General features: G+C 41.1%; 18 protein-coding genes. 3 read left to right on the top strand and 15 right to left on the bottom strand.

All coding sequences use genetic code 11. The features are described 5' to 3' along the window. From E7303_RS04340 to E7303_RS04330, 3 genes are all read right to left on the bottom strand, one after another. Positions 1 to 428: ABC transporter permease subunit (locus E7303_RS04340; RefSeq protein ID WP_442861643.1), on the bottom strand; the 428-nt coding region annotated here is incomplete at its 3' end. Positions 429 to 447: 19 nt separating this feature from the next. Next, the gene (locus E7303_RS04335) at positions 448 to 1,332 is read right to left on the bottom strand and encodes a branched-chain amino acid ABC transporter permease (protein ID WP_292144008.1); all 885 of its coding nucleotides are present in this window, start codon (positions 1,330 to 1,332) and stop codon (positions 448 to 450) included. Between the two features lie 186 nt (positions 1,333 to 1,518). Further along, positions 1,519 to 2,727, bottom strand: a complete 1,209-nt coding sequence (locus E7303_RS04330) for an ABC transporter substrate-binding protein (protein ID WP_292144007.1) — start codon at positions 2,725 to 2,727, stop codon at positions 1,519 to 1,521. Between the two features lie 252 nt (positions 2,728 to 2,979). On the opposite strand from E7303_RS04330, the gene E7303_RS04325 reads away from it, so the two are divergent. Both E7303_RS04325 and E7303_RS04320 read left to right on the top strand, forming a co-directional pair. After that, entirely contained in the window at positions 2,980 to 3,492 is a 513-nt protein-coding gene (locus E7303_RS04325) for a hypothetical protein (RefSeq protein ID WP_292144006.1), read from the top strand. 709 nt (positions 3,493 to 4,201) lie between these two features. Next, positions 4,202 to 4,999: a hypothetical protein gene (locus E7303_RS04320; protein WP_292144005.1), complete on the top strand. Its 798-nt coding sequence runs from the start codon at positions 4,202 to 4,204 to the stop codon at positions 4,997 to 4,999. Positions 5,000 to 5,064: 65 nt separating this feature from the next. Here the strand turns inward: E7303_RS04320 and E7303_RS04315 are convergent, their stop codons facing one another. Beyond that, entirely contained in the window at positions 5,065 to 5,331 is a 267-nt protein-coding gene (locus E7303_RS04315) for a hypothetical protein (RefSeq protein ID WP_022772737.1), read from the bottom strand. Positions 5,332 to 5,647: 316 nt separating this feature from the next. Between E7303_RS04315 and E7303_RS04310 the strand changes: the two genes are divergently transcribed. Next, positions 5,648 to 6,001, top strand: a complete 354-nt coding sequence (locus E7303_RS04310) for a hypothetical protein (protein ID WP_292144004.1) — start codon at positions 5,648 to 5,650, stop codon at positions 5,999 to 6,001. A gap of 43 nt (positions 6,002 to 6,044) precedes the next feature. Here E7303_RS04310 and E7303_RS04305 read toward each other — a convergent pair whose 3' ends face one another. The 11 genes from E7303_RS04305 to E7303_RS04255 form a co-directional block, all read right to left on the bottom strand. Beyond that, a complete protein-coding gene (locus E7303_RS04305; protein WP_292144003.1) occupies positions 6,045 to 6,911 on the bottom strand; it encodes an ROK family protein in 867 nt (288 codons plus the stop codon). Between the two features lie 105 nt (positions 6,912 to 7,016). Continuing rightward, positions 7,017 to 8,213, bottom strand: coding sequence for a glycoside hydrolase family 88 protein (locus tag E7303_RS04300; protein WP_292144002.1), 1,197 nt, complete (start codon positions 8,211 to 8,213; stop codon positions 7,017 to 7,019). Positions 8,214 to 8,247: 34 nt separating this feature from the next. Continuing rightward, complete coding sequence (locus tag E7303_RS04295; protein WP_292144001.1) at positions 8,248 to 9,771, bottom strand: lipopolysaccharide biosynthesis protein; 1,524 nt, start codon at positions 9,769 to 9,771, stop codon at positions 8,248 to 8,250. Between the two features lie 70 nt (positions 9,772 to 9,841). Continuing rightward, positions 9,842 to 10,795 carry an alpha-1,2-fucosyltransferase gene (locus tag E7303_RS04290; protein ID WP_292144000.1) on the bottom strand — a complete coding sequence of 318 codons (954 nt, stop codon included), beginning with the start codon at positions 10,793 to 10,795 and terminating at the stop codon, positions 9,842 to 9,844. 104 nt (positions 10,796 to 10,899) lie between these two features. Beyond that, a complete protein-coding gene (locus E7303_RS04285) occupies positions 10,900 to 12,102 on the bottom strand; it encodes a polysaccharide pyruvyl transferase family protein (RefSeq protein ID WP_292143999.1) in 1,203 nt (400 codons plus the stop codon). Between the two features lie 127 nt (positions 12,103 to 12,229). Next, complete coding sequence (locus E7303_RS04280; RefSeq protein WP_292143998.1) at positions 12,230 to 13,306, bottom strand: glycosyltransferase family 2 protein; 1,077 nt, start codon at positions 13,304 to 13,306, stop codon at positions 12,230 to 12,232. Continuing rightward, the gene (locus E7303_RS04275; protein ID WP_292143997.1) at positions 13,306 to 14,712 is read right to left on the bottom strand and encodes a DUF3329 domain-containing protein; all 1,407 of its coding nucleotides are present in this window, start codon (positions 14,710 to 14,712) and stop codon (positions 13,306 to 13,308) included. Before E7303_RS04275 ends, E7303_RS04280 begins: the two co-directional genes overlap by 1 nt. A gap of 120 nt (positions 14,713 to 14,832) precedes the next feature. Then, on the bottom strand, positions 14,833 to 15,789 hold the full coding sequence (locus E7303_RS04270) for a glycosyl transferase GT17 family protein (protein ID WP_292143996.1): 957 nt from the start codon (positions 15,787 to 15,789) through the stop codon (positions 14,833 to 14,835). 38 nt (positions 15,790 to 15,827) lie between these two features. Then, positions 15,828 to 16,880, bottom strand: a complete 1,053-nt coding sequence (locus E7303_RS04265; RefSeq protein ID WP_292143995.1) for a glycosyltransferase family 2 protein — start codon at positions 16,878 to 16,880, stop codon at positions 15,828 to 15,830. Next, the gene (locus E7303_RS04260) at positions 16,877 to 17,638 is read right to left on the bottom strand and encodes a DUF5672 family protein (RefSeq protein WP_292143994.1); all 762 of its coding nucleotides are present in this window, start codon (positions 17,636 to 17,638) and stop codon (positions 16,877 to 16,879) included. The genes E7303_RS04265 and E7303_RS04260 overlap by 4 nt, the downstream gene beginning before the upstream one ends. A gap of 31 nt (positions 17,639 to 17,669) precedes the next feature. After that, positions 17,670 to 18,713, bottom strand: coding sequence for a glycosyl transferase (locus E7303_RS04255; RefSeq protein ID WP_292143993.1), 1,044 nt, complete (start codon positions 18,711 to 18,713; stop codon positions 17,670 to 17,672). Between the last annotated feature and the right edge of the window lie 52 nt (positions 18,714 to 18,765).

Raw genomic sequence — 18,765 nt, 5'->3', positions numbered from 1 at the left:
TAAAAAGCATTGATGACGTTTTTTATGATCTCACCAAAGGCAAGAGTGACGATTGCAAGGTAGTCGCCCTTAAGTCTAAGAACCGGGATACCAATAAGAAATCCAAATAAGGCTGCAAATGCGATGCCTATGATAAATGCGATAATGAATCTTGGTGCAGTTGGAAGCACTTCCTCAGTTACCTTTGAAAAGAATGCACTGGTGAATGCTCCTATGCACATAAATCCGCAGTGTCCGATACTGAGCTCTCCCAGGATTCCAACACAGAGATTAAGTGCCACTGCAATAACCGCATAATATGTCATTGGAACCAAAAGGCCTTTCATGTGGCTTGAAAGGTTGCCTGTTGCCGATAACACCTGAAATATTATAAAGGCAAGAATAACTATGCCATATGTGATGAGATTGTCACGTTTTGTTTTGCTCATTTATATTTATCCTTTCAAGTCATACCTTTTCCTGTATCTTCTTCCCAAGAATGCCAGTCGGCTTAACAAGAAGTACGATAACAAGAATACCGAACACGATTGCATCTGAAAGCTGTGATGAAATATATGTCTTACTCAGTATCTCAACGATACCAAGAACAAGTCCTCCGATCATGGCTCCGGGAATCGAACCGATTCCGCCAAGAACTGCTGCCACGAAAGCTTTGATACCGGGCATAGCGCCTGTATATGGTGAAAGTGAAGGATATGCTGAGCACAAGAGTGCTCCGGCGATAGCTGCAAGAGCAGAACCAATGGCAAATGTCAGCATGATGGTTCTGTTTACGTTAATGCCCATAAGCGCTGCTGCACCTTTATCTTCAGATGCTGCCAGCATAGCCTGTCCCTGTTTTGTCTTATTTATAAACAGCTGTAAAACAATGAGAATAACGATACTCACAACAATTGTAACGATTGTTACTCCCTGGATCTTAAGTTGTCCATCGAAAAGTGTGATTCCTTCCCATTTGACTACGGAAGTAAAAGACTTAATGTCAGCACCGAAAATTAAAAGGGCTACGTTTTCCAAAAGGTAGCTGACACCAATTGCAGTAATAAGTACTGCCAAAGGAGATGCTGCACCTCGAAGTGGTCTGTATGCCACGAACTCAGTTGTGATTCCCAAAAGTGTGCAAAGCACTATTGCAATAAGGATTCCTAAAATAGGATTACCTGAAAGTGCTGCGCTTACTGAGAAAATAATGTAGCAGCCCACCATGATGAAATCACCGTGTGCAAAATTAAGCATCTTGGCAATTCCGTAAACCATCGTATATCCAAGGGCTATTATGGCATAGATACTGCCAAGACTCAGACCATTTATGAGATATGTCAAAAAACTCATAGTCTCCTCCAAAAAAGTTCTTTTTTACATCATTATAATGATAACACAGTAACAGAAAACGAGGGCATTTATTTCTAAGCGCCCTCGCTTGCATTTACTTTTATTTTCTAAGGAAGTTACACCTCTCTTCGCTCGGTGTAACACGTTCGAACCAGACTAGAAATTACCTCGTCAGGTTCTGTAAGCTTAGTTAGCTGAAACGTATGCACCATCCTTGATAACTACGGCCTTTGGCTCTTTGTTAGGCTCACCGCTTGCATCCCAAGTCATCTTTGTGGATGTAAGACCTGAAGCTTCAATCTCTGTCATAGCGCTCTTAAGAGCTTCACAAAGATCAGATGTGCTCATATCAGGTGTTGCATTCTTTGACTCAAGTGCCTGCTTTATGATGAATACTGCATCATAAGCATCTGCTGCGAACTGGTTAGGTGTATCACCATATTTTTCTTTGTAGTTCTTTACAAAGTTAACTGTAAGATCATCTGTTGCATCAGCTGCGAAAGGTGTAAGAAGCATTACGCCCTCAGCAAGTGTTGTGTCAAAATTCTCAACTGAAAGGATACCATCCAAACCATCAACACCGAAGAATGTTGGATCATATCCCATTGTGTTTGCCTGTGTAAGGATAAGAGATGCATCTTTGTAGTAGATAGGAAGGAATACAAGGTCTGCACCTGCATCTTTTGCCTTCTGAAGCTGTACTGAGAAGTCTGTGTTGTTGTCCTGTGTGAAAGCTTCAGCTGAAACTACTTCGTAGTTCTTTCCCTCAGACTCCTGAACAAACTTCTGATAGATACCGTTTGAATATACGTCTGAGCTGTCGTAGATGATACCAACCTTTGTAGCAAGGTTGTGATCTGAAATATACTGAGCAGAAGCAATACCCTGGTTAGGATCTGAGAAGCATACACGGAATACGTTGTCATATTTTACGCAATCCTCAGCTGATCCTGAAGGTGTAAGCTGGAACATGTTGTCAGCCTTTGTGTACTCTGAAACTGCGATTGAGCAAGCACTTGTTGTAGAACCAACAAGGATCTGCATGCCCCAGTCCTTAAGAGTGTTATAAGCATTTACTGACTTCTCAGCGTTGAGCTCATCATCTTCTTTGCTGTACTCAACCTGATAACCATTGATTCCGCCTGCTGCATTGATCTCTGCAACTGCAAGCTCTGCTGCGTTACATACTGCATTACCGTATGCTGCTGCGCCACCTGTAAGAGGTCCGATAGCACCAATCTTAAATGTAGCACCTGCTGCGCTGCCTTCTGCCTGTGCTGCGCCTTCTGCTGTCTCTGTAGCACCTGTGCTCTGAGCATCACCACATCCAACAAGTGATGTAGCAAGGAGCGCTGATGCCATGAATACGCTAAATGCCTTAGTGAACTTCTTCATAATATTTTTCCTCCTTCATAAGAGTGTAATACATAGATGCACTTATACATAGTTATATCCTTCTTGATTGAAACCACAGCCTATCATGATTTTTAATGCTGCTCATCAGATATAAGCAATAAATGTATATATGTATACAATCTTGTATTACTTTTAAAGGTTAAAGCATTGTAGTGTAAAAGTCAATAGATTCTACTTAGAATTGCATAATTCATTTATGATTGTTACAATTGAATAAAGGGGGATAAACATATGCTACAGTTGTGTTATCTGGGGATGGCCTTTGCAGCAGTATTCTACATAGTTTTTGGACTAGCTGTAAAGCTCATGGATTTGGATGACAAGCTCCGGAATTATACCCGGCTGGTCATCTTGATAACATCTCTTTCTATTTTGGTGTTATCATCTTTAAGTTCCACCATTCTTAATATGAGGGTTGGTATCTATCTGTACGGTATACTGAGCCTGATTCTTTTTGTGGCATCTTCGTTCATTCTGCTTTCCATCATTATTGAACTGCATCATATAAATACTAAAAATAAAGTCCGCAGGTTTATGATTCTTTTCGATAAAGTCGAAAGCTTTATCAGCGAGGGTAAAACCCAAGAAGAAATCATGTCCTATCTTACCGGAATTCAAAAGCTCACCCGCAAGGAAGCCAGCGATTTCCTGATATTCATCTCAGATCCAACCAACCACCAGTTTCTAGCCGACGTCAACGCCCAGATCCAGGCCGCCAAAGTGCAGTATGAGAATAAGGGATGATGATTGTGTATGAAACTTCGGACTTGATCTATATTGCGAATTGGTTTGGTTTATTCTGGTTCATGCTGGTCTAGTCTCATTTATTACGAAGCCACCTATCAAACAGGTGGCTTCTTTTCATGCTCAGCTAGCGTGTACACTTTATGCTCATCCAATCTCAGTCGAATAATCTTTTTAATTCCTCGATTGGGCATATAGCAAGTTTTTTCAAACTACACATCCATTGGCTGTTTTTTGGAAATCAGATTTTGGGTATATATAAAATAAATTGAATCTACACATCCATAACATGGACTTGTAGACTCAATTATCATCGTATTAAGGGATGTTGTAATTAACAAATCGCATTCCTATGCCCATTTCATGCTATCAAAAATGATCTTCAATGGTGCTGTAATTGCATTTATAGCCGCATATACCCAAACCGCAAAGTCAAAAGCCTTGGCAATTACGATTAGCATAAAAAAAACTCTTCGTAAAAACTCTCTTTGCAAAATCCTCTTTACAACAGATTAGATAAATGATATTTTATCTTTTGTCGTTTTCACGACATTCTAAAATTCTGAATTGTTTTTCTTACGGATCAAATGTATTCCTGAAAATAATAATTCTGAATCGATTCGAATCTACAGGCCCTATGCCCGTAGTCGTATAGTTTTCGTTATTTTTTCTTAACGAATCATTCCAACAAACATAAAAGGAGAGATCAATGGATTATTTAGAAGCCATGTTACAAGAAAAGGAACAGTTAATCACAAAAATTAATAGAATTGAAAAAGAAATTAAAAAAGCTAGTTTTCCTGACGGGTATCTTGCAATATACAAAAATGGCAATTATTACAAAAAATACCATGTTATCGAAGAAGATTGCCACTTAACCAGAAGATACCTTAGCGCAAATGATAAATATCTAATTCAAAAACTAGCTATGAAAGCCTATAAAACCCGCGAGCTCTACGCTCTTAAGCAACAGCTTAAGGCCACCGAATCCTATGTTGCTAAATATCCTAAAAAAACGGCTGAGCAATTATTAAGAAATAGTGATGGCTTTCGCCGAATCATATTACCACTTATTACCCCAAGCAATAATGAGCTAAAAGCATGGGAAATGGCACCAAATCCGGGAAATCCATCTTTTCCAGAAAACTTGATCTATCCTACCATCAAAGGAATCATGGTACGATCTAAATCAGAATCACTAATTTCAGATGAGCTATTCAGAGCATCAATCCCATACCGATATGAATATCCAATCAGACTTGGAAACACGCTGATAAGTCCTGATTTTATGATCATGCATCCAATAACAAAAGAAATATACATTTGGGAGCACTTTGGAAGAATGGATGATCCAGAATATGTTAATAACAATTTCTTAAAAAAGATGAGAATATATCCAAATGAAGGCTATATTCCATCAATCAATCTTATATGCACATATGAGACTTCCAATCATCCATTAACAATTTTTGAAGTCGATGAGATCATAACAAAGTATTTTAGGTAAAAAAATATCCCAGAACTATTTTCTAGTTCTGGGATTAGATGAGTACGGTAAAAACATTCAAAATGTCATACAATTCTAAATTCATCAAACTGCGGATCTTCTATGAAGCTCTTAATAAGATTCAATGGCGTCAAGCCAATAGCTTCATGATGGATCTGCTCTCTGATAACCATCTTCTCGTACGAAGATAACTTAGAATACTCAGGGTGTGTCTTTTCGTACTTTTCATTCAGCTGGTCAAAAAGATTATACTCCGGATCGCCCCACGCAAATACTTCGGCTGTCTTCAAGTTTGGTTTGAACGGAGAGTATTGCAGCTGGCTGTTTTTCATAAGCAGGTCGCTCCTTTCTCTCTTTCCATTTATGTCCAACAATTGAAGTCTTTTTCCGAAGGATAAGATTACCCCTCAACATAATTTTATCATAAATTTAAACAAAATTTCATAATTGGTCATAAAAATTTAATACAAAATTTCAATGGCAATAATTGATTCCCTTATCCTCTGAGAATATCATTAAAGGAAGTAATGGTGGGCTTTTTGCCGATTTTTATCTGAAAGCGATATTATTGAATTTTTGGAACAATTGTCTTAATCGGTTTCGAAACAATTGTTTAAGTATGTTTGCACTTTTTTAGAAAGGGTTTGTATGGGATTAGCCGTTGGTGGAATTGGAAACATGTACGGAATGAGCTTTGTTCAGCCATTGAACTACAAACTAAAGAACGAAGCTGATATTTCTGATGCATTTTCTGAGACAGGTATGCAGGGCGCCGTGATGAATGTGCCACCTGTGATATATCCAAATGCACAGGTCGCATCAACACAGGAAGACTCTGATTCATTAACTATGTCGATGGACTATGTAAAAAAGTCTCAGGAAACAAATAGGGCTTACAATGAAGTCGCTCAGAAATTCCAAGGCATGACAGTTGGATACGGACAGAATATGTCCGGTCAAACATATGGTGTTCAGGGAGCTTCACTAGATTTATTTGCTTAAAAGAGCGGCACGCTAAGTTGCCGCTCTAATTTTTTGTTGTAACTCAAACCGCATCAATAGCGAGTTTCACAGCTCCCATTATTCCCTGGTCATCGTTTAGGCTTGCAGGAACTATGTATTCATCAATGTTTTTGATCTCATCAGTGTTGATGTAACCATTAAGCTGCTCAATGACTTTTTTCCTGATAAGTGGAAAGAGTTGCATCTGATGCATTACGCCGCCGCCAAGAATGATTATCTGAGGGCTAAGGGTAAGAATATATGAGCTAAGTGCCTGAGCAATATAAGCGCTTTCAAGTTCCCAGACTTCGTTGTTGTCAGCAAGTTCAACGGCCTTTTTGCCCCAGCGCTCTTCAATAGCAGGGCCTGCTGCCAGTCCTTCAAAACAGGTACCGTGATATGGGCACTTTCCTTTGTAGGTATCTCCATCTTCCAAAGCAAGCTTAATATGTCCCATCTCCGGATGAAGCATGCCATGAAGGAGCTTGCCATTGGTCATAACTCCGCCGCCTATGCCTGTTCCGATTGTAAGGTAGATGGCATCAGTCTTGTTCTGTGCGCATCCCCATGTAATCTCACCAAGAAGTGAACCGTTAACATCTGTGTCAAATCCAACAGGAACATTAAGCGCCTTCTTGAATTCTCCTACGATGTCATAGTTTCTCCAATCAAGCTTTGGTGTGGATGTGATATATCCGTAAGTCTTTGACTCCTTGTTCAGGTCAATTGGTCCAAAGCAGGCAATTCCAAGGCTAACGATTTCTTTATCCTTAAAGAAATCAATCATCTTTGGCATTGTCTCAGAAGGCGTGAGCGTAGGAAAAGATGCTCTCTCCAAGATTTTTCCATTCTCGTCCCCAATTGCCACTATCATCTTTGTTCCGCCAGCTTCAAGTGCTCCGTATCTCATTGTAATCCCCTTCTCTTTCCTGATATTTTCTATTATGCTAACCCTCATTACATTTCAATCAATCTAACTTTATTGATATGTATTCATTTATTCCTAAGTCACAAATTATCTAATAACTGCAAGTGCTGCGAGCACTGCTCCTTGTCCCCAAGGATAATGCCCATAAGTCTGATAATGAACCCCAAAATCATCACATGAGCTAAGTGCATCAAGCACTGCCCCTTTTTCAGTATGCGACAACATGCATTCAGCAGCCTTGTCAAAAGAACTGTCTATGTCTTCAACGTTATCAAGTATCCCGGCGTTGTAACCCCTCGCCAATGAATATGCGATCATGCCTGTTGCAGAAATATCAATATGCCCTTCTGTCCCCTGAATCTGCCAGCTCCAACCGCCGTCAGCACGCTGGTATTCAAGAGCTGTTCTGCTCATCTGTCTGTACAATCCAGTTATATTGAATCCGGAATTCATGAAACAGCGCTTCTTATCAGGACAATCTTTTTGGCACTCACTACTATCGAGATTTTCGCTATTTGGAATTTTCTCGTCATTATCATTTGCTTCATCACTGCTCTTAATTGCAGCACAGGCAGCCTCTGCAACTCCCATGTAGAGCCATCCAAATGCTCTTCCCCAACCAAGAAGACCTTTTTTCTGATTATCATGAAGCGAATACCCGTGGTAATTTAGTCCGCTTTTCTTGTCTACTCCCATTTCAAAGAAGTTCTTTATCTGTTTACTGGCATCAAGCCTGGAGCCGGAACTTATGACAATGTCGCTATCCGGAAAGGCACTTGTATAAGCAGCCATGAACATGGAAACCTGTCCTACTCCGTCAGCAAAAATATTGGATGAATTTCTACCCGGATTATATATGATTGTTCCCTGCTCATCTCGAGGTGCTGTTAATATAAACTGTGCTATCTTGTCAGCTGCCTCTTTGTACTTATCCTCATTAGTGAGCTCATATGCTCTAATAAAGCAAACTCCAGCCAAAGCATCATCAACAAAATCTATCTTTCCATCATAGGATTTAAGCCACATATCCAGGTGCGCTGAGATTGCAGCAAGGCACTTGTTTTTTATTTCTACATCTTCCTGCTCCGATGCAGAAACAAGTCCCAGCATCAACATTCCTGCAGGCCAAAATAATGGATCTTTAGTGCGGACCGAGCGCCCCATAAACCTTTTCACTACGTCTTTTGCCTGCTGGACCAAGGAAACATTCATGATTCCAAGTAAATCGTCAACTGTCCTGTCCAAGACCATTTTGTATCTTTCATCTGTAACTCTATAGCCCATAATTAACACCTCTATGTGCGAATATAAATAATGATTATCTTCCAACCTTCGCGAGGACTTTTTCAAGTACGTACTTAAACTCTGCTGTTCTGCCGTAGAGGAGGAAATACACTCCGTTGAATACGACAGTAATGATAACAGCCATAACAAGGAACGTAAGAATATTCAAATCTGCAAGAAGCCTGATACTGATAGCATTGCATACAATCAGCACAAAGACAAGGCTTGCAAGGTATTTGCATGTGTCTACAAAGTAGCTCTTTGCGCTCATGTCAAAGCAGGCGCGATAGATAATGATTGGTTTGGTGATATTTGCAATAAGTCCTGAAACAATTGTTCCAATGTAAATTCCGGCAAGACCAAGGGGCGTCTGCACCAGAGCGATTGATATCACAAGGTTTACTGCGCCCTGGATCAGAGCAAGGTACTTATCCTGCTCGAACACGCCGGCTGCGGTCTTATAGTTACTAAGGACAATTCGATCGCCCTTGAAGTAATAGTCGATTAGGATGCAGTAGATTACCATTGGTGCCAGAGCCCAGTAATCTCCGTACATTATCCTGATAAGAGGAGTCAAAAGAACCATGAATCCCACGCAGGAGTAGCCATAAACCCAGGATGCAAAAAATCTGTAGACTTTGAACATCTCGTACTGCTTTTCCTTGGACTCTGTGGCGATAAGGTTTCCAAAGCTTGAGATTACTGAATTGAAAATGATGTTTACGAAATTTGAGACTGAGCTGATGACCATGTTGTAGTTATCAACAAAGCCTGCCATTTTTACTTCGATAAAAGAAGAAATGATAAGGGCGTCGGTCTGAAGTCTGGCAACATCGCCAACCTTATGAAACACAAGGGCTTTCGTCTTCTTCCAGACAGTATCACTCTCCTCTTTTGACAGAGGCGTAATATCTTTTTCCGTAAGATATGGATACATCTTATTGAGATATCTTGAAACAAATATCTTCTGAAGAAGCTGGATCACTGCATCTGTTATCAGGAACAGGTAGAAATTTCTGGTAACGATGATGACAATTATCTGGAAAAAGACTGTAATAACTTTTGTTATTGTAAGAATGTTGGTCTGAACATAGTTCTTTTGCTCAGCATTGACCAGACTGTATTTGTAAGCAACAAAGTAGCTGCTGACAGTGTTAAAAAGAAAAATGAAATAGTAGAGTGTAAGATCTCGTAAAAGAACTCCATCCGGCTTTTTTACCAGATACTTAAGAAATGGCGCGAGCGCTGTACCCATGACAGCCACTACCAAAGCGATACAGTAGTAGGCCTTTTTGTACATCTGCATGTAAGACTTGATCTTCTCTTTTTCGCCGCGGGAAACCGGGCCATAAAGGCTGAAGTTAAGAGCTGTTCCGATGCCCAGCTCGGCCATATTGAGGATTGAGAGAATATTTGTGTATGTGCTGTTGATGCCAAGCAGAGTTTCGCTCAGATGCATGATAAAGATCTTTCGTAGCACAAAAGACATGATCATGGTTGCAACCTGACCAATATATCCAAATGCAATATTTCTCGTTGCTGACTTAACTCTACCCATTAAAACAAATTCCTTTATATATCTAACATTTCGCTAATTACTAGCACTTTATGCACTCATGCGCACCTTTTTAGACGATCGTTCCGTTCTCATCAATGAGGATCCAGTCTTTCCAGTATTTATGCATAACTTCAGGCAAAGCTTCCTGATTGTTACGCATCTTGAGTGTGCGGACAAGTTCTCTGTCGGGACGCTTATTGAGCCTCGCTCCCCAGAAGCTGAATGTAGAATTGGCACAGATATTGCCCTTGCAGTGACTCATGAGCATAAGGTCCTGAAGGCTGTTTTTACCTGTGTTCCAATCTATGATCGTGTAGCGGGATTCATCGCTGTAGTGGTCTCTTGCGTACTCGTGGTCACTGGTGAAAATATAGAAATGAGTATTCTCATCCTTTTCAAGGAAATAATTCATGGCGCTCTCATAGTACTTATCAGAGGCAATATTTCCAAGAATCTCCACGTTTTCAGGGCTCAGATAATCTCCACGCCTGATGTGGACGCTGACAGAAGTTTCTTTTTCCATCTTTGAAGCCAAAACAGCATTGCGCTGATCAAGTTCCGGAATGGAGTGGGGCGGGAATACAAACAGATCCTGAAGCTCTGCCATCACGTCGTCATAATAGTACTGGCAGGCAAAATAACCGGTGATATAAATATCATCCAGGTCAAAAATCTCTTCGTGATACATCTTGGTTTCCACAAAAACCTTAGGATTGGAGCTTGCACTTTTTCCAAGCTTTTGTGAAACTTTTCCTGCTATCTTTTGAAAAAGATTCTGCTTTATAAGCGCATCTTTTTCCTCTTTAGTACAAACTTCGTATGGAAGGTCCTTAAAAAGAGAAAGCTCAAACTCCCTGGGAGCCAGCATGTGTTTCTGAATTTCCGGGCCAAACCATGAAAGGTCAAGCTTCACTGTTTTTCCGCACTTTAAAAATTTCCTGTAAAGCGCATACTGCTGCATCTGGTTCCCCAAACCACCAGCTATCTGCAAAATTATCATATTTTCATCCCCAATTCTTTTCATACCTGCTCATTAACACCTTAGGCTATATGATCAGGTATTTTACTTCTCTATCCATCAAATTTAGCGTGAATTACAAAAACTCATCATCACAGCTATTGATTCAGTTATGAATGGCTCATAACCCACTTATAGCCATTTATAAGCGCGTCCGGATCGGACAGCTCCTGCACCGGAAGACAGTAATTCTCATAGCTGCCAAAAAGATCTGTCGCAATGCCTCGGCTCTTTACTGAATAACCGATTACAAGAGTTGGCACTTTACTTGAATAAGCGGCAATTGTGCTGTGTGTCCTTGCTCCCACAAAAAAGCTGCACTTTGAAATGTAGCCCTTGAGGTCCGAAGCTGACATATCCTCTATCAAAAAGACTCTTTTGCTATCTTTGAAAGCTTCGAAAAGCTCAGAAAGCGGCTTCCTGTCGTCGTTGTTTGCCCAGACCACATGTGGTATCAGAGCAACTGACTGATCAGTGTTATCCAGGATGTACTGAATAAACCTCTTGTAATTCTCCATGGTGATTCCCGGAGTCTTCTCCTTGGCAATTACCATTGGGCTTAGGTTTATTCCGATGTAATCCTTATGTAAAAGACCTGCCTTATAATCATTTGTCTCCAGCTCAAATGCCGGATCCTTTCTAAGCTCAAGCTTATCAGCAGAGATTCCTGCATTCAAAAGAGCATTATAAGTTATGGACTCTCTCGCATAGATCCTGTCGAAGTTCATAAGGTCTTTTAAAAGAGCTGCATCCTTAAGGGAATCAGGCTCAATAGAGCATCCCCAAAGGACTGTATCAAAGCCTCTTTTTCTAAAATAATCATGGGCAAGTATCAGGTCCGAAACCATCTCTGGGTAACAGTAGTTGTCACCGCCAATTGAAATCGCAAGTGGAGTATTGTTTGTCGCGATGCTCATATCCGCTTTTTCATCCCGTTTCTGAGTATCGCACCTGTTATGCTCCTGAACATAAGCCCTGTAGCCGTCCCTAAATCTGTATCTCATGAAGGACTGCTTATCACCGGTTATCTTGCGCCATCCGTAGTAGATCACATGGGCAAAAAAGTCCTGATCAATATGCCTTTCATTGGCAAGAACACAAAGTCCCTGTTTCTCCAGCTCCCCAAGGGAGTACTTTCTGTCCTCTTCCACATTGTTAGAAATAACAACAGGAATCGGCATGTTCTCCATGTCGCATCCCTGCTCAATCCTCTTTCTGTGAATGAGCTTTAGCGTACTGTTTGCAATAGCCTCGCAGCCATGATTTCCGCTGCCGGCGTGATAATATAAAACTATCGGTCTGTTTAGATTCATGCGAATCCTCTCTCACTATCATTTATAAACTTATGCCTAACAGATAAGTATTCTCTAATCAGCATAAATATATTTATAGCTTTCTTTATAACTTCATAAAACTATAGATATAATCTGAATTTCATCTCTAGGATTTATAACTTCCATAAATCCTGAGATAAAACTTCGGATTGATTCTGAAAATAGTCACCTTGATCTTGTATCCAAACTCAAGGGCCGCAAATGCGCCTCGCACTTTAAGGGCATGGCTGACCTGTTCCCTGACTTTTGAAATAACAAGTGTTTCTATATCCTTATCTCTTTCGGCCTCATCTGTCCTTGCAAGTTTCCCTGCCACCAAAAGAGCTGTCATGATCTGGCTCACGGCAACGCTCACAAAAGAATACTTTGAAATGTACTCCCTTGCTCCAAGGAGCTTTTCCTCCGCCTCACGCCAGCAAACAACCTCATCAAGGTAGCTTTCCTTAAAAGCCTTCTTCATGGCGCCTTCAGGGTTATCCACATAAACATAGCCACTCGTTCCCGTGCACTTCACTGTCTTTTTCTTTCCCTGCAAAAGAGCTATATCCAAAAGGAAAAGTAGATCCTCACCGATTGTCAGCCCTTCTTTGAAGGTGACATGATTGTCTCTTATGGCACTTAGTAAAAAGAGCTTTCCCCACACATGGGTGTTTCTGTTTAGGATTGAGTTCTCAATATACTGATATCCACTAATGCTAAGTCCTGACAAATACGCATCCGTGGAATCGATTATTACTGGCATTGCACTGCCTAATCCACAATTCTGAGCATCTTCATCTTTCTTATCCACATTTTCAGCTGTATTACTCTTGATAATTGTTGACTCTTCATCAGTTGCACTCTCACACTCCACAGCAGCCAGAAGATTAGCCACAAAGCTCTCACCTACATAGTCATCCGCATCCACAAAACAGATATACTTGCCTGTCGCCTTCTCAATTCCCAGATTGCGGGCATGAGATACACCGTGGTTGCTAGTGTGTATAACCTTCACTATGTTGCCACCGCTTCTCTCAAGCTCATCCGTAAGCTCGCTGCTGCCATCTGTTGAGCCATCATCGACCAGGATTATTTCCAGCTCATCAGCATTTATGCCCTTCTGCCCCAGGCAGGATTCTACGCACCTTTCAAGGTATTTGGCTGCCTGATAAACCGGAATTATTATGCTTACCTTTTTTTCCATTAGTACGCAGTCCATTCCTCTCTATCAACGCTCCAAAAACATTCGATTCCATAGTGCTCTGTATAGAATAGATTGATCCAATAATCGCAATCATCAGAAATATCTGAATCATAGGCAAAAGAAAATCTGTTTTCCCACTGTGGTCTGAGCCTTGGAACACAAATTTCCACTTCCCCAGCCTCAACCTGCTGCCAAACATAGGCATCACGCTCATCCATTTCTCTTTTGATCCTGGCAAGGTTTGCTCCCTGCTCGATATAAGTGAAAGCAAGCACAATTGCCCAAACTGCCACAAGTGAAGTTACTGCTGTCTGCAGCATCGTATATGAAAGGCCGCCCTCTTTGTCAGATGCACTTCCTGACATGAGCAGCGTATTAGCCACAATTCCTGCACCGTTAAGCACTGCCATCATCATGAAAAGACCTGCACCATAGTAGGTTCTTATCTGTGATGAGGGAACAGCAATAAGTGAAAAAGCTGTCATAAGAGCCACAAAACCCAGAGTTCTCATGTACTTTGTGGTCTCAAGGAATTTCTTTTTATCTGCTGACATGTAGTAGATAAATATCAAAAGAACTACAAAAGCCGCTACAAGAATGAAATAGTTGTCTCTTATGTTGATAACTATCTTCAAAAATCTCGCCATTATGGCAAGAAGGCCTGTGTGCTCTTCCTCTGCAACCTCTGCTCTGCCAAAATTTCCGGGAGAAAGGATCATAACCGCAAAGCCAATAAGATTTCCAGCAAAACCTGTTATCATCCATGGCTTTATGAATCCACATTTTTTGCCGTTTGCAAGCCATTTATCCACAAACAGGATAAGGCCAAAGAGGATAACGCCGCCCGATGTGTTCTCGTTGCACCAACCCGCAAGTAAACCAAGGACAAACATCTTTATCATGAGAGAAATCTTGTTTTCGCTCTCAATTCTCATGTGCCTTCTAAAATAGGTGCAATAGGCAATAGCAATGGTCCCTGTAAACAGATAGTTGCAGGCACCGGTCTCCCAAAAGACCGTGTTGCTCATAGCAGGGTCCAAAAACCACAAAAACAGGATTACCAGGCCGAAGAGCCTTATGTCATATTTTCTCTTGTGATCAATATTCTCATACATAAGAAGTGATAAAACGGTAAAAACTGCTGCCGCAACCACGTTGAACACGCTCTTTGTCTTCATGAAAAGAAATACTCTGAGAATAAAGTGAGCCACACTTCTGCCACTGTGGTTCATGTAATGCTCATACTCCTGGCTAAACAGATCAAAAAAGTTTCCTGCCTTAGCCACAGTGTCGCCATATATGATGTCATCAGACATGTTTGGAGTTAAAAACTCATAGACAGCGATCATTAAGAATGCTGTAATCACAAGTCCTATGAAAAGTCTTCTGTTCTTCTTCTCAGACATTATCAGTTCCTCTATTTCACTTTAGATTGCCAACCATGTATTCATGAAATCAACATTTACTTCATTAACCTATATCTATTCAATGATCATTACTCTCTTTGGCATTAATCCATTCAATGATCATTTATTTTTCAGCATCCTCATCACCTTGTAATATGCCTTCCTGCAAAATCTTCCTGCAGTGATGTCTACATAGTGATAGCACTTTGAAAGAGCTGTCACCTTAGGCATAACAAGATGACTGTACTCAGCGATGTGGTCTCTTAAGTACTGTGGATAACTATCGTCAATCTCACATCTCTCAAAATGAGCATTTCTGCCGAATATATCATGTCCCAGGATCAGATGATCCATGGTTTCTTTTAAAACTTCCCTGTCGTTGTACTCCTGATGGGCTGCGGCTTTTACTTTAACGCCGATTCTCTTTGTAGGGTCTTTTTCCCCGTGACCGCCCATATATCCGAAGTGCCATCCACCATTCGCAACACGCACGGATCTCTTATCGCACACAGAAACAAGGTCGCGAAGCCTTACAATTCCCTCTCTTGGAATGTTGTTTATAGAAGTAATCTTAGTTCCAAGCCACTTTCTCTCAGTCTGTGGAATGTCAGGAAATTCGCCTGTTATGGACATTAAAATCCCTGACTTTTCCTCATTATTCATATAAACATAAAAGTTTCTCTGAGCAAGGTGGTAAACTTTTGTATTGTCGAATTTTTCCACAATACCCTTTAACACAGCCGGATTGGGAATTTCGTCGGCATCTCCAAAAATAATCACATCATCCGCAGTCGCCCCAACCTGCTCAAGCCCCTGGATCAGGTGGTTTTTCTGAAAGTAATCTCTCTCATGGGTTACCTTGAAATCTTTGTCCTCATCCACAACAATATAGATAATCTTATCCAGATATTCCTTAAATAGTTCCTTATTTTTCTCAAAGCACAGCTCTTTTGGCTCACCGGAAAAAGTCGTGGTGGCTTCCTCAATGATGAACTTATCCACGTAAGGATCAAGGATTCCGAGCCTTAGCTTTAATATATCTATTTCGTTAAAAAAAGGTATTAAATCGTAAACCATAGCTATCTAATTATTCCATCCTTTGCAAACCGGGATTGCTATTTTCTCTTTATCGCCCGCTTTGCTACTGCCTTTGCACTGTATTTCACCCCGGATAAAAAGAGCTTTTGCAGTGCTCCTCTTGATATCTGAAGCTTATGTATCTCCATGCTCTCTTCCGGAGCCCAATCAGGAAGCGGCATCTGGCTGTATCTTTTGTAAAATTCACTGTTAAATATATTTGAAAGCTCTGACATCTTTACCGAAACCGGCTGGTCAGAGTAAATAAGCTTTGCTATGGCAATGCTGCAGGTCAGAGACTTCCTCCTGTCAACTGTCGTAACAAAACGCTCTCCACCCCATTTTTTCACATAGGAATCAAACTTATTCCAGGCTGTCTCCTGATTGGGGAGGTATTCAATGTGATAGCCCCCTGTAAGGCCCTTATCGTTTGGCCTGTAGATATAGAGGATCTTATCAAGATAAACGATTCCGCGGGCTTTATCCAAAAATGCCGCTGTCTGCAAAAGGTCCTCGCCATAGTTAAGGAACATGTCCTTATCCTGAAGAAGCACATCAATAGCAAGCTCTCTTTTGATGCACTTATTCCACATGGCATTTAGGGAGTCGCCCTCACACATAACTTTGTAAAAAGAATCCTTGGCAGCGCCCTGGTAGACCTTGTTCTCCTCAAAGGGAAAATTGAACTTACGCCTTGATGGAGCCTTATCCGTAGCCGCATTGTAAAGCACTATATCAAAGGGCTTGTGAGCTATAGATGCATCTGTCAGGCCTCTGCAGATATCCTCAATTGCTGTATCCACCAAAAGATCATCCGCATCAGCAAAAATGAGCCACTGGCCCATGGACTTTTTTATGCCTTCCTTGCGGGCAGCATAGGCACCAATCTTTCCGTAGTGATAGCAAAAAACAAATGGATTATCAGCAGCGTATTTATCGCAAATTGCAGGAGAATTGTCCGTTGAACCGTTCTCAATCAGGATAAGCTCCGCATCCATTCCGCTCTTTCCAAGCTGAGGGATAATGCAATCCATCATTTCTTTTATGTACTTTTCTGCGTTATGAACCGGAACTATAACTGAAAAGATCATTCTATGCCATGCTCCTGTCTCCACTTCTTACTTCTTCTCCAGAAAAGAAGCGGTCTTACTGCCATTTTGAATCTCTTTTTAGGGCTGTAGAATCTGGGATAATCCGCATTCTCTCCCCACCATTTATGAAATGCAAAGGGCTCTATTCCCTTATTTTCAGGAAGTGGATGCTCTCTTCCAAACTGCACCGCAACTCCAATTGGCGCCCACTTCATGCCTTCAGCTTCCATAGCATTTTTGTGGTAACAGCAAAGGAAGATATCCTCGTTATAAAATCCGTCGTAGACCTTTTCCCACTTAAGATTATGAGCTGCAGGATATTCCAAAAGCCTCTTTGACCTTAAGGATACGCTGTTTCCAACTCTACAGATCTCGCCCTTTGAATCCCTGTAGGCGTAATCATTTTTAGGAAGCGGCCAGGGAGAGCCAATATAGTCGTACTCAAGGAACTCGTCGCGCCAGTTCTCAGGATGAATAACAAATCCATCAGCGTGGACCACCATACAAAAGTCTGTATTTATGTGGTCCTTAAGCTCGTAAACCATCTTGTAATTAAATTTATCGATACTGTCGAGCTTGGAGGTGTAACTGAATCTGATGTTCTTTGGCAGATAGAAAGGTCTTTTATCTGAAATAAGAACCGCATCTCCATACTCAATCTCCCTCATGCTGTACTTCATGGCCTGCACAGTCTCATAAACATTAACACTGGTCATGGCGCAGAGCGTAACCTGGGGGAGCTTTAACTTTTTCTCCATTTTATTCCTCTAAATATATTTAATATACGCATTAATACTGAAATCTCTTGATGATTCCTACGCGCTTTTCAAGGCTTCTTAAGATCTTCTTGGCATAGAAGACTCCGTAGAGGCACTTCCTGCGGATTACCTGGCAAAAGAGCCTTATAGAACCGGGTCTTTTATTTTTTCTGGCATAAAGAGCTGATTTCTTTTTATACTCTTCAAGCTCTTTTCTGCACTCATCCGCCTCAAATATCCTGCCTTTTTTGTCCTGATAGTGTAAAAAGGTGTAAATATTCTGCTCTGAAGACCAGAAACCGTCTGATATATTGTGCCTTGCCCAGTACTTAGGAGCAATTGCGTACTTTAGCTCTGTGCTGGACATTACCGGCATGATTGAAAAAGATGAATTGGACAAAATGAGGTATCTGGCATTCTTAACTGTCACATAGTCTTTTCCCATGTCGAAGTGGTGGCACTCGTACTCTGGAAGAATCTTTCTCGCAGCCTCTTCGTCCTCAGTCACTACCATAAATCTCATGGCAGGATTGATCTTCTTCATGTTCTTTATGGCATTCAGAAAGTACTTTCTGTCGAGGTAGAGCTCCGGGTGATTGGTGTACTCACCGCCGCGTATGTTTATGATACAGAGGTCATCTGCTGTGTACTCATAGGACTCATACTCAGGCTTAACTTTGAGCCAGTCCTTGATCTGATCTCTATATCTTTCAAAGTAGCTCTGATCCTGGAGATTGCCATAGATCAAAGTGTTGTCTTCAATTTCAAAGAGCTTTGGATCCGGCCCACTTATATAGCAGCCATTTGCCATGTCATGCTTGGAATTGCCCATGTACAGGCGATCGTCCTGTTCAGTAAAGATCGTGAATTTATCCTTGTTGGCCATTGGGATTTCTTTTCCCATATCGATGTCCATGAAATACATGCCCTGATGGGACTGGGCCACATTTCCCACTTGGCCGGGATTTATGAATCCATATTCCACGCCTTTATCAAGGGCCATACAACGGGTAACTATATAAAAAAACAACTGGTTACCGAGGCCGTACCCCGGAATAAACTCTGTTCCTATCATACAAACTCCAATCATAAGATTACAGGCTGATAGCTAGATCTTATGTATTAAT

Origin of the sequence: Butyrivibrio sp. (genome assembly GCF_015056685.1) — a bacterium.
GTDB lineage: Bacteria > Bacillota > Clostridia > Lachnospirales > Lachnospiraceae > Butyrivibrio.
This window is presented reverse-complemented; position numbering and strand designations above follow the sequence as displayed.

Coding starts and splice junctions, on each gene's coding strand:
- E7303_RS04270 (WP_292143996.1), bottom strand. CDS start 15,789: ATGGTTTACGATTTAATACCTTTTTTTAACGAAATAGATATATTAAAG.
- E7303_RS04320 (WP_292144005.1), top strand. CDS start 4,202: ATGGATTATTTAGAAGCCATGTTACAAGAAAAGGAACAGTTAATCACA.
- E7303_RS04305 (WP_292144003.1), bottom strand. CDS start 6,911: ATGAGATACGGAGCACTTGAAGCTGGCGGAACAAAGATGATAGTGGCA.
- E7303_RS04285 (WP_292143999.1), bottom strand. CDS start 12,102: ATGAATCTAAACAGACCGATAGTTTTATATTATCACGCCGGCAGCGGA.
- E7303_RS04260 (WP_292143994.1), bottom strand. CDS start 17,638: ATGGAGAAAAAGTTAAAGCTCCCCCAGGTTACGCTCTGCGCCATGACC.
- E7303_RS04255 (WP_292143993.1), bottom strand. CDS start 18,713: ATGATAGGAACAGAGTTTATTCCGGGGTACGGCCTCGGTAACCAGTTG.
- E7303_RS04335 (WP_292144008.1), bottom strand. CDS start 1,332: ATGAGTTTTTTGACATATCTCATAAATGGTCTGAGTCTTGGCAGTATC.
- E7303_RS04315 (WP_022772737.1), bottom strand. CDS start 5,331: ATGAAAAACAGCCAGCTGCAATACTCTCCGTTCAAACCAAACTTGAAG.
- E7303_RS04325 (WP_292144006.1), top strand. CDS start 2,980: ATGCTACAGTTGTGTTATCTGGGGATGGCCTTTGCAGCAGTATTCTAC.
- E7303_RS04265 (WP_292143995.1), bottom strand. CDS start 16,880: ATGATCTTTTCAGTTATAGTTCCGGTTCATAACGCAGAAAAGTACATA.
- E7303_RS04280 (WP_292143998.1), bottom strand. CDS start 13,306: ATGGAAAAAAAGGTAAGCATAATAATTCCGGTTTATCAGGCAGCCAAA.
- E7303_RS04290 (WP_292144000.1), bottom strand. CDS start 10,795: ATGAAAAGAATTGGGGATGAAAATATGATAATTTTGCAGATAGCTGGT.
- E7303_RS04310 (WP_292144004.1), top strand. CDS start 5,648: ATGGGATTAGCCGTTGGTGGAATTGGAAACATGTACGGAATGAGCTTT.
- E7303_RS04295 (WP_292144001.1), bottom strand. CDS start 9,771: ATGGGTAGAGTTAAGTCAGCAACGAGAAATATTGCATTTGGATATATT.
- E7303_RS04275 (WP_292143997.1), bottom strand. CDS start 14,712: ATGTCTGAGAAGAAGAACAGAAGACTTTTCATAGGACTTGTGATTACA.
- E7303_RS04330 (WP_292144007.1), bottom strand. CDS start 2,727: ATGAAGAAGTTCACTAAGGCATTTAGCGTATTCATGGCATCAGCGCTC.
- E7303_RS04300 (WP_292144002.1), bottom strand. CDS start 8,213: ATGGGCTATAGAGTTACAGATGAAAGATACAAAATGGTCTTGGACAGG.